Genomic DNA, 10812 nt, shown 5'->3' on the forward strand with positions numbered 1-10812 from the left:
CGGCGATCAGGTCCGGGCCGTCCTCTTCGAGCATCTGGGCCAGCAGGTCCACGCCGGGCTCGTCCGCCGTCGCGGCGGGCGCCGCCACCGCGGGCCCGTCGAGCAGGGCGTCCATGGCGCTGGGAACGGGCGCGAGATCCTCGGCCTCGGGGCCGGACGGGGCGTCCACCTCGACCGCCGCCGCGGCCACCAGGTCGTCGAGGCTGCCGCCCTCGTCATCGATGGCGAAGCAGCCCTCGTCGTCGACCTCTTCGGCGGCGGGGCTCGCGTGGTGCAGGAGAGGCGACTCGTCCTCGATCTCGATCTCGACGACCTTCTCGCCGGGCGCGTCGATGTCGGCGGCCACGTCGGCGAAGGACGTGTCGTCGACCGCGGGCGCCGCCGTCCCCCCGTCGAGGGCCAGGTCGCCGAAGGAGGATTGGTCGACCGGAGCCGCAGGCGGCGTCGCGGCGGGCGCGTCGGCAACCGGTGCGGCCGGCTGCGCGCCCCCCAGATCGACCGAACCGAAGTCCGCGAAGGCCCCGGTCTTCGCCGGTGCCGCCGGCGTCGAGCCGGGATGGAGCAGCCCGTTCCACTTGGCGAACTCGGGATAGTTCAGGAGCTCGGGCACCTTCGCCGTCAGGGCGTCCATGGCCTTGCGGGCTTCCTTCTCGTTGCCGCCGGCAAAGTCCATGCACAGCAGCAGGCAGGTGGCGCGCGCGCCCTCGAGCGGCATGGTCCACATGTTGAAGATCTGCGCCAGCCGCGACAGGATGACCCGGCTCTCCGGGAAGAGGTCGAAGAGGCTGCGGCACCGCTTGAGGAAGATCTCCTTGATGTCGCCCGTGACGTCGGCGCTGTTGTCGAGGAAGTGGACCGCGTGGTTCTCGCCCTCGACGACCAGCCCCTGGTTGGCGCGGGTTTCCGCGAGATACCAGTGGGCGTTCAGGTTCTCGGTCTCGTGGCGGAGGATCTTCTTGTAGATGGCCACCGCGTTGTTCATCAGGCCCGTGGCCCGGTACTTGGCGGCGGCGTTCAGGAAGTGGCGCACGGCGCGGGCCGTCTCCCCGCCCTTGAGGCAGAGGTCGCCCAGCTCGTTGATCACGGTCGGGTTGTTCTTGTCGCGCTCCAGGATCTGCTCGTACAGAGCGATCGCCTGGGCCCAGTTCTTCTTCTTCCCGGCCTGATAGGCTTCCTGCTTCAGTGTGCTGAGCTTGGACAAGAGTGCAGACCCCCGCAGTAACCGCTAGATGGGCCGTTTCCGGCCGTTCCGGGAATTCGGATGGCGAATTCCGTCGATTTCCTCAAGGGTTACATCGCCCAAAAAGGCGTCGGGTTAAGCGGGAATCTCCAGTCCGCCGGCGAAAACCCGCACGACGGGGTTGTGCCCGGCCCGATAGGGAACCAGGCGGTGGTCATCGCCGTCGAGGATCAGGAAATCGGCCGCCTTGCCGGGCGCCAGGGAGCCGACTTCGTCCTGCAGGCCCAGCGCCCAGGCCGAGTTCAGGGTCGCCCCCACCAGGGCCTCGGCCGGGGTCAGCCGCATCTGGGTGCAGGCGATGGCCATGATCAGGGGCATGGCCAGGATGGGGCAGCTGCCGGGATTGAAATCCGAGGCCAGGGCGACGGCGCAGCCCTCGTCGACCATGGCGCGGGCCGGGGCGTAGCCCTTCAGGCCGAGGGTGAAGACGGTGCCCGGCAGCATGACCGCCACCGTCGAGGCTCCCCGCAGGGCGCGCCGGCCGTCCTCGTCGATGCGGATGAGGTGGTCGGCCGAATCGGCCCCGAGCCGCGCGGCCAGCACGGCGCCGCCGAAGGCCTCCAGCTCGTCGGCATGGATCGTCAGGCGCAGGCCCAGGTCGCGGGCGCGACTGAGGATGATGACGCTTTCCTCCAGGTCGAAGACCGTCGGCTCGCAGAAGACATCGCACCGCTCGGCGAGCTTCTCGCGCGCGACGCGGGGCAGGATCTCCTCGGTGATCAGCCGCACGTAGGCCGCGCGATCGTCCTTGTACTCGCGCGGGATCTCGTGGGCCGCCAGGCAGGTGCGCACGGTGCGCATGCCCGTCCGCTCGGCCGCGGCACGCGCCGCCCGCAGCATCTTCAGCTCGTCGTCGAGGGTCAGGCCGTAGCCGCTCTTGATCTCGACGGTGGTGGTGCCCCACGCCTGCATCTCGCGCAGGCGGGTCACGGTGAGATCGGTGAGCTCCTCTTCGCTGCGCGTGCGGGTGTCGGCCACCGAGGCGTGGATGCCGCCGCCGGCCGCCGCGATCTGGAGGTAGGTCTCCCCCTTCACGCGCCGCTCGTACTCGTCCTGCCGGGTGCGGCCGAAGACGGCGTGGGTGTGCGGATCGACGAAGCCGGGTATGACCGCGCGGCCCCCGGCGTCGATCACCGTGACGCCGGCAGGACGTTTCCCGTCGGGCCAGAGGGCGGCGCACAGGTCGGCTTCCGGACCGTGGCCGGCGACGCGTCCGTCGGCCACGGCCAGCGCCGCGTCCGGGACCTCGCCGAGCAGCCCCATGTCGGCGCGCCGCCGCGGACCGCGGGCGTCGGCGGCGGGCACGTCGAGGGTGCAGAGCTGGCCGATGTTCGTGACCAGCAGGTCGATCCCGGCGGAACCGTCGCGGGCGGCGTCGGTCAGGCGGACGGTGGGGCTCATGTCGCGGACTCCTCGGTTCTCCCGCCGCGCGGGCTCAGTCGATCTGCAGGGTGATCAGGCAGGCGCGGGTGGCGCCGGGCAGCTCGCCGCGCCGCAGCCACGCGGCCACGTTCGTGACGTCGTCGCTGAGGGGCCGGTCGCCCGGGGCGAGATCGACGCGGCCGGACAGGGCCTCCATCAGGTCGGCCAGGGGTCCGGACAGGGACAGGGCCTCCCGCCCGCCGCGCGCCGCCAGCTCGGGCCGCGTGATGTACTGCAGCGCGCGTCCGGCGGTGATCATCTCCAGGGCGACCACGGCCTCCACCCGCGACAGCACGCCGTCGAGCTTGAGCGCGGACACGCTGCCCATGGAGACGTGGTCCTCCTGGTTGTCGCTCGTGGGCACCGAGTCGACCGCCGCGGGAAACGCCTTGCTGCGGTTCTCGGTGACGAGGGCGGCCGCCAGGAACTGGGCGATCATCAGGCCCGACTCCAGGCCCGGCTCGTTGGCCAGGAAGCGCGGCAGCCGCCCGCCGTTGCCGCCGAGCAGCAGGTTGATGCGGCGCTCGGCGATGTCGGCGAGCTCGCTCACGGCCTGGTAGAGGAAGTCGAGCTGCAGAGCCAGGGGCTGGCCGTGGAAGTGGCCGCCGGTGACGACCTGCTCCTCGTCCGGCAGCAGCACCGGATTGTCGGTGACCGAGCCGGCCTCGCGCAGCATCACCGCGCCGACCTGCCGCACCACGCCGAGGGTCGCGCCGAGCACCTGCGGGCTGCAGCGCACCGAGTAGGGATCCTGCACGCGCGCGCAGTCGCGGTGACCGCTCAGGATGGTCGAGCCCGCGAGCAGGGAGCGGAAGCAGGCCGCGATGTCGCCGATCTCGCGATGGGGACGCAGGGCGTGGTAGCTCTCGCCGAAGGGCAGGGCGCTGCCCTCGAGGGCCTCGAGGCTGAGGGCGGCGGCGAGGGTCGCCCGCCGCACGAGGCGCATGGCGCGCTCGACCGCGAGCAGGCCGAGGCTGTTCATGAGCTGGGTGCCGTTGATGAGGGCCAGGCCCTCCTTCGCCTCGAGCACCAGGGGATCGCGCCCGCGCGCCGCCAGTTCCGGTCCCGCCGGGATGCGGTTGCCGTCGGCGTCGATCAGGTGCCCTTCGCCCATGAGCACGAGGGCCAGGTGCGAAAGCGGCGCCAGGTCGCCGGAAGCGCCCACCGAGCCGCGCGACGGGATCCAGGGGTGCAGCCCCGACTCGAGCAGCCACAGGAGCTGTTCGACCACCGCCACGCGGGCACCGCTGAAGCCGTGGGAGAGGCTCTGCGCCCGCAGCAGGATCATGCCCCGCGCCTCTTCCCGGTCGAGTGGGCGCCCCCAACCCACCGCGTGGCTGCGGATGAGGTTGCGCTGGAGCTGGGCCAGGTCGCCGGACGGGATCACCGTGTCGGCCAGTTTCCCGAAGCCCGTGTTCACGCCGTAGATGCGGCGATCCGATTCGAGCAGCCGCTGCCGGAAGGCGTCGCACCGCGCGATGCGGTCGCGGGCCCCGTCGCCCAGGCGCACCGGCACCTCGCCGCGGCAGATGCCGGCGTAGGTCGCCAGGTCCAGGGTGTGGTCTCCGATCACGAACGGGGTGGGTGACGGGCTCACGGCGAGCTCCCCTCCGGACTCAGGTGCGCTGGAAGAACCCGTTCACGCGGGCCAGCAGGTCGGCGGTGTCGCCGAAGCCGGCGGGCATGACGGGCAGCGAATGCAGAAACGTAGTCCCGTAGTTTTTGGTGTGCAAACGGTTGTCGAGGATCAGGACGACTCCGCGGTCGCCCGTGCGCCGGATCAGCCGGCCGAAGCCCTGGCGCAGACGCAGCACCGCGTCGCGCACCATGAACGAGGTGAAGGGATTCTCGCCGGCGGCCTGGATGCGGTCGCAGCGGGCCTCGACCCACGGGTCGTTGGGCACCAGGAACGGCAGCTTGGTGACCACGAGGATCTCGAGATCCTCGCCGGGAAAGTCGACACCCTCCCAGAAGGTGTTCGTGCCCAGCAGCAGGGCCCGCCGGCTGCGGCGGAACCGCGCCAGCAGCGCGCCGGTGGCGGTGCGCGGCGACTGGGCCAGCACGACCGGGTCGTCGCTGCCCGCGGCCGGATCGTCGGTCAGTCCGGCGGTCGCGAGCGTGTCGGCGGCCTCTCGGATCAGGCGGTAAGACGTGAACAGGCCCATGGTCTTGCGACCGACGCCGTGCATGAGGGCGGCCAGCAGCTCGCCCACCGCCGGGCCGAAGTCGGGCGCGTTGGGATCGGGGAAGTGGCGTGGCGTCAGCACCAGGGCCTGGGCGTGGTAGTCGAAGGGCGACGGGCTGGTGTGGGTGGCGCAGGCCGGCCGGCGCCGGGTCAGGCCGAGCTCGCCCATCATGTGGGTGAAGTCGTCGCCCACGGCCAGGGTGGCGCTCGTCATGATCGGGGTGCGGCCGCTCTCCTGCCAGGCCTCGCGCAGCACGCCCCCGGCCTCGAGCAGCGTGGCGCCGAGGCGGGCGACGCCGCGCTGCCGACCGGGCTCGAACCACGCCACCCAGCCGTCGTCCGGATCGGCCACCAGGAAGTGGACGTCCGCATGCAGCTGACGCAGGAGCTGGCCCGCCTGGGCGAGCTGCGCCAGGTCGTCCTCGAGGTTGGCCGAGAGGTCGTCGATCTGGGAGACCTTGCCGGCGAGCCGGGCGAAGGTGTCGGCGGCCTCGGTCAGGTCGTCGGCGAGGGCCGCGAACTCGGGCCGCAGGGCCCCGAAGACCTCGTCCTTGTCGCGGATGCGCACCCGGCCCGGCCCCCGCCGGGCCGCCGGCAGCAGCACGTCGACCCGCTCGCCGAGACCCTGCCACCAGGCGGTGAAGCTGTTGAAGACGCGCCGCACCGAGCCCGCGAAGTCGGTGCACAGGGCCGACGCCCGTTCGCCTTCCGGCCCGTGACGCTCGAGCCGCGACGCCACCAGCCCGATGCGCTCGGGCACCGGACCGCGGCCGCGCACCTGCCCGAGCAGCTCCTCCACATCGCCCAGCCGCCACAGGCCCACCGCCACGGCGTGGGTCTCCAGGGTCACCTCGGGCAGCCGGTGGGCCTCGTCCACCACGAGGTGGTCGATCTCGCCGAGCAGGGTGTGGCCGGCCTTCTGGTCATGCAGCAGCAGGCTGTGGTTGACGACGAGGACGTCGGCGCCGCGCGCGCGGCGGCGGGCGTTCTGGACGAAACAGCGGTCGCCCTCGTAGCACAGTCCGGGCAGGCAGAGATCGGCGGCGTCGAACAGGGTGGGCGTCTCCACCGCCAGCAGCGGGTGCGCCGCGATCTCGTCGCGCATGCCGTCGCGCGTCTCCTCGAGCCAGAGCCGGAAGGCCACCGCGCGCAGGGCCGACGGCAGGTCTTCCACCGGTCGCGAGAGATAGGAACGGCGCTGCCGCAGGCACAGGTAGTTGCGGCGCCCCATGAGCAGGGTGAAGCGACGCTCGCCCAGGAGCGGCCGCAGGCGGGGCAGGTCCTGCGCCATGATCTGGGTCTGCAGGGCCCGGGTGTGGGTCGAAACGCAGGCGCGCGTGCCATGGGCCACGACCTTCGCCACCAGGGGCACGAGGTAGGCCAGGGTCTTGCCCACGCCGGTGCCGGCCTCGACCAACAGGGCCTGCTCGTCGCGCAGGGCGGCCGCCACCCGCTCCCCCATGGTCGCCTGCTCGACGCGCGGCGCGAACTCGGGACCGTACAGGGCGCCCAGGCCCGCCGGGCTGCCGAGCCATGCTCCGACCGCGGCCGGGTCCGGCGCCGGGGGCGACACGGCGGCCACGGGTCCGGGTGCCGCGGGCGGCGCGGGGTCGGACGGGTCGGGGGGCACGAGCGCCGTGTCCAGGATGTCGAAGAGGGGTTCGAGATCGGGCCGGAAGCCGGCGGTGAGGCGGCGGCAGTCCTCCCGCAGGCCGGACTCGCGGCCGCGCCACCAGGCCAGGCGGCGGCGGAAACGGCGGGCCGCCGACCGCAGGGCGGTCTCCACGGCCAGGCGGTCGCCCCCGGCGTCGTCCTCGTGCCCGGCGTCGAGCGGGTCCAGCAGGGACCACAGGAGACCTTCGCCCACGAGCAGCCCGTCCCGGGCGGTCGCGGCGGGTTCGGCGCGCGCGGCCGCCACGACGGCTCCCGGATGGTCCGGATGGGCGTGGGATGGCGTGTCGAATTCGACGATGCGGTCGCCGGTGACCAGGTCGATGCCCAGCCAGAGGGGGCGGCCCGGCCGCGGCCATTCCCGCAGCAGGATCAGGTCGCGCTCGTTGCCGGCGGCGTCAGGCGTCATCGCCACTCGCCCCGACATCCAACGGATTGTCCTGCAATGCGGTTATGAATGCGGCTTCATCGAGGATCTCAATCCCCAGCTCGGTCGCCTTGTCGAGCTTGCTGCCGGCCTTCTCCCCGGCCACGAGCACATCGGTCTTGCGGCTCACGCTGCCGGTGACCTTGCCGCCCCGGGCCTCGATCTCCCGCTTGGCTTCGCTGCGGGTCATCTCGTGCAGGGTCCCGGTCAGCACGTAGACGCGCCCGGCAAAGTCGTTGTCGCCCACGACGGCGACCTCCGGCGGGGGCAGCTCCTCGCTGGCGCGGAAGAAGCCCACCGCACGCAGCTGGTCCACCAGGTCGCGACCGCCGGCCGAGGCGAAGAAGGCCGTGATCACGTCGGCCACGATGGGGCCGATGTCCGGCAGGTCGGCCAGCGCCGCGGCGTCGGCGGCCAGCAGGGCGTCGATGTGCGGATGATGGCGGGCCAGGGTGAGCGCCGTCGTGACCCCCACCTGGGGAATCCCCAGGGCGAAGATCTTGGCCGCCCACGGGCGCTCGACGGCCCGGGCCAGGCCCTGCCCCAGGCGCTCGGCCGACTTCTCGCCCCAGCCGGGCAACCCGGCCACCACGTCCAGGTCGAGGCGGAACAGGTCGGCCGGACCGCGCACCAGGCCCTCGGCCAGGAAGAGATCGATCGAGCGGCCGCCGAGACCCTCGATGTCGCAGGCGTCGCGGCCGGCGAAGTGGCGCAGGCGTCCGGCCAGCACCGCCGGACACAGAGGGTTCAGGCAGCGCACCGCCACCTCCCCCTCGGCCCGCGTGGCCGGCTCGTCGCACACCGGACAGGCTTCCGGCACGGGGATCGTCCGCTCGTCGCCCCGCCGGGCGTCGACTTCCACCCGCAGCACCTTGGGGATGATGTCGCCACCCTTGACCACCGTGACGCGGTCGCCGATGCGGATGTCCTTGCGCTCGATCTCGTCCCAGTTGTGCAGCGTGGCGCGGCTGACCGTGGTGCCGGCCAGCTGCACCGGTGCCAGCTCGGCCACGGGCGTGATCACGCCGGTGCGCCCCACCTGCAGCGTCACGTCGCGCAGGGTGGTGACGGCCTCCTCGGCGGCGAACTTGTAGGCCAGCCCCCAGCGCGGCGCCTTGGCCGTGAATCCGGCCAGCACCTGCAGGTCGCGGCTGTCGACCTTGATGACCGCCCCGTCGATCTGGTAGTCGAGCTCCGGTCGCCGCGCCTCCAGGTCCGCCAGCCGCGCGGCCAGCTCGTCCAGGTCGGCAGCCGTGTCCAGGAGCGGATTGGCGGGCAGGCCGAGGGCGGCGATGGCCGCCATCTCGGCGCAGTGGGTGGGGAATTCGTGTTCCGGGCCCGGCTCCGCCCCGCCGGCCGTCGCCAGCGGGAAGAGCTGGTAGAAGAAGACCGACAGCCCGCGCCGCCGCACCTCCTCGCAGTCGAGGGTCTTGAGGGTGCCCGCCGTGGCGTTGCGGGGGTTGGCCAGGACATCCAGGCCCGCCGCCTCGCGCTCGGCGTTCAGTTGGGCGAAACGCGTCAGGCCCAGGTACGCTTCGCCGCGCACCTCGAATGCCGTGACGCCCGGCGCCGGAAAGACGTCGGCCCAGCCGTCCGCCAGGGTGCCCGGGATCTCGGCGAAGGTCGCCGCGTTGGCGGTGATGACGTCGCCGGCGCGGCCGTCGCCCCGGGTCAGGCCCAGGCTCAGCCGGCCGTCGGCGTAGCGCACGGCCAGGGCGACGCCGTCCATCTTGGGCTCGACGGTGTAGCGCAGGGGCTCGCGCTCGAGACGGGCGCCGAGGTCCTTGCGCAGGCGCGCATCGAAGGCCGCCACGTCGGCCAACTCGTAGCTGTTGGCCAGGCTGAGCATGGCCCGGCTGTGGGGCGCACTGGCGAAGCGGGTGTCGGTGTCGGCGCCCACACGGGCGGTGGGGCTGTCGCCGTCGGCCAGGTCGGGAAAGCGCTCCTCGAGGGCCCGCAGACGGCGGTCGAGGGCGTCGTACTCGGCGTCGCTGATCTCGGGGGACGCGTCCCGGTAATAGAGACGGTTGTGGCGCTCGAGTTCGGCGCGCAGGTGCGCCGCCTCGGCGCGCGCGGCGGTGAGGTCGTCGGGCAGGGGGGCCTGGTCCATGGCGCTCCACGCTCCGGCCTCGGCCGCGGGCGCGACGGGCCGGACGATCAGAAGGTTTCCAGCAGGGTGACGTGCAACTTGGCCTGGTCGAAATCGACCGTGCCCGGGAAGCCCACCGCCAGGGAGATGTCCCCGCCGGGCGTGCGGGCGAAGATGCCCAGGCCGTAGCCCCGGGGCCAGCCCCGCCGGCGCAGCAGGTCGCCCGGGTCGGCGGCGGCCGGGTCGGTGGTCCAGAACTCATAATAGCCGAGGTCGTAGAACGCGTAAAGCCGTGAGCCCCGCGGCCTTCCGATGCGCGCCTCGACCGCCCCCCACGCCGCCTGGCGCCCGTGGAACTCGTCCTCCCGGTAGCCCCGCAGGGAGTTCGCGCCGCCGAAGCGGAACTGCTCGGACAGGGGCACATCGCGCTCGCCGCCCGTCAGCTGCCGGAAGCTCGCGCGGCCGAACAGGCTCAGGCTGCCGCCCACCCACCACTCGCCGCCGAGGTCGCCGCGCAGGATCCGCTGGGTCGAGGCCTCGCCCAGCTGCGCGCTCGCGCCGGTGCTCGAGTCGGTCCGCGCCGTGGCGCTGCGCCAGGCGGTCTCGATGCCGAAGATGCCCTCCCAGCCGCTGCGCGAGCGGTCGCCGCGGCGATGCTCCACGGCCCCGCTGGCCCGCACGCGCCCGGTCCGTTCGAGCGCACCGACGGGGTAGGTGGTGCGGTCCCAGCCGAAGCCCAGTTCGACGCCCCACAACGCGACCACGGGCAGGTTCCAGGTGTTGTCGATACGGAACCTCGTGTAGACGTCGCGCTGCACCTCGTTGTCCACCGCCAGGCCCATGTCCAGGCCCGTGCCGAAGGCCAGCGGTTCGAGATAGGAGAACCCGAAGCGGCTGCGGTCCTGCCCGTCGTCGCGCCAGCCGACCTGCAACTTCCGGCCCGACCCGCCCATGTTCGGCAGGCGCAGATCGACTTCGCCGCTGAGCCGGCTGCCCCCCTCGTCGCGGCGGCTGAGTCCGAGCACGACCTGCAGCCGGTTCACCTTGGTGCGGGGCACCACCGGGAAGTGGACCCCCACCGTGTCGGGGGCCGTGGTGGTGTAGACCTGGGGCTCGCCGAGGGCTGCGTAGAGGTCGCGGGCGTAGAGGCGTTCCACGGCGCGGGCCAGATCCGAGTGCCGGAACGGCTCGCCCGCCCCCAGGCCCGACGCCCGCGCCAGGAAGCGGCGGCCCCGGGCCGTGGGCAGGTCGCTGGTGATGGGCCCGAGCCGGGCGGCCTGGCCGGGGATGAGCATGGCCAGGACGCGCACCGCGTGGGTGGTGGTGTCGCTCTCCACGCCGCGGGAGACCCAGCGCGCGAAGGGGTGCCCCGCCTCGCCGGTGCCGGCCAGGACCCGGGCGATGGCCCGTTCGATCTCGGCCGGACGGAACGGCTCGCCCGGCCGCGGCAGCCAGGTGTCCAGCAGGTGGTCGCGGCCCGGAAAGTCGTCGCCGGTGACGTCCCACGCACCCACCGTCCACACGGGGCCCGGCGCCACCCGCAGGGTGTCCCCGCGCAGGGTCACGGTGGCGGTCAGATGGCCGCGCCCACGCCAGCGATCACGCAGGCGCGCCTCGACCGGACGCAGCGAGACCGCCGAATCGGCCTCGACGTGGGCGGCGGCCGCCATGCGGTCCAGCAGTTGCCGCACCTGGCCGCCGGTGTCGGCCGCCGCCGCGGCGAGGGTGAGCGCCGCTTCGGGCGCCGCCAGGCCGCGCAGCCAGCGGACGTCCTCGCG

The 10812-nt window shown here is 73.1% G+C and carries 6 protein-coding genes; all 6 read right to left on the bottom strand.

Annotation, left to right across the window (positions count from 1 at the left end):
• Nucleotides 1–1201: hypothetical protein (locus tag KDM41_15225; GenBank protein MCB1184779.1), on the bottom strand; the 1201-nt coding region annotated here is incomplete at its 3' end.
• 114 nt (nucleotides 1202–1315) lie between these two features.
• The gene (locus KDM41_15230) at nucleotides 1316–2641 is read right to left on the bottom strand and encodes an imidazolonepropionase (protein MCB1184780.1); all 1326 of its coding nucleotides are present in this window, start codon (nucleotides 2639–2641) and stop codon (nucleotides 1316–1318) included.
• A gap of 34 nt (nucleotides 2642–2675) precedes the next feature.
• Nucleotides 2676–4259, bottom strand: coding sequence for a histidine ammonia-lyase (hutH, locus tag KDM41_15235; protein ID MCB1184781.1), 1584 nt, complete (start codon nucleotides 4257–4259; stop codon nucleotides 2676–2678).
• Nucleotides 4260–4278: 19 nt separating this feature from the next.
• Nucleotides 4279–6933, bottom strand: coding sequence for a DEAD/DEAH box helicase (locus KDM41_15240; protein MCB1184782.1), 2655 nt, complete (start codon nucleotides 6931–6933; stop codon nucleotides 4279–4281).
• Nucleotides 6917–9055 (bottom strand): NAD-dependent DNA ligase LigA, encoded by a 2139-nt coding sequence (gene ligA / locus KDM41_15245; GenBank protein MCB1184783.1) that lies wholly within the window; start codon nucleotides 9053–9055, stop codon nucleotides 6917–6919. The genes KDM41_15240 and ligA overlap by 17 nt, the downstream gene beginning before the upstream one ends.
• A gap of 47 nt (nucleotides 9056–9102) precedes the next feature.
• On the bottom strand, nucleotides 9103–10812 hold a 1710-nt coding region (locus KDM41_15250; protein MCB1184784.1), incomplete at its 5' end, for a BamA/TamA family outer membrane protein.

The organism is bacterium (genome assembly GCA_020440705.1).
Lineage (GTDB): Bacteria > Krumholzibacteriota > Krumholzibacteriia > LZORAL124-64-63 > LZORAL124-64-63 > JAGRNP01.

What these genes read in the sequence shown, in the direction of transcription:
- KDM41_15230 (MCB1184780.1), bottom strand. Translation starts at nt 2,641, where the DNA reads ATGAGCCCCACCGTCCGCCTGACCGACGCCGCCCGCGACGGTTCCGCC.
- ligA (MCB1184783.1), bottom strand. Translation starts at nt 9,055, where the DNA reads ATGGACCAGGCCCCCCTGCCCGACGACCTCACCGCCGCGCGCGCCGAG.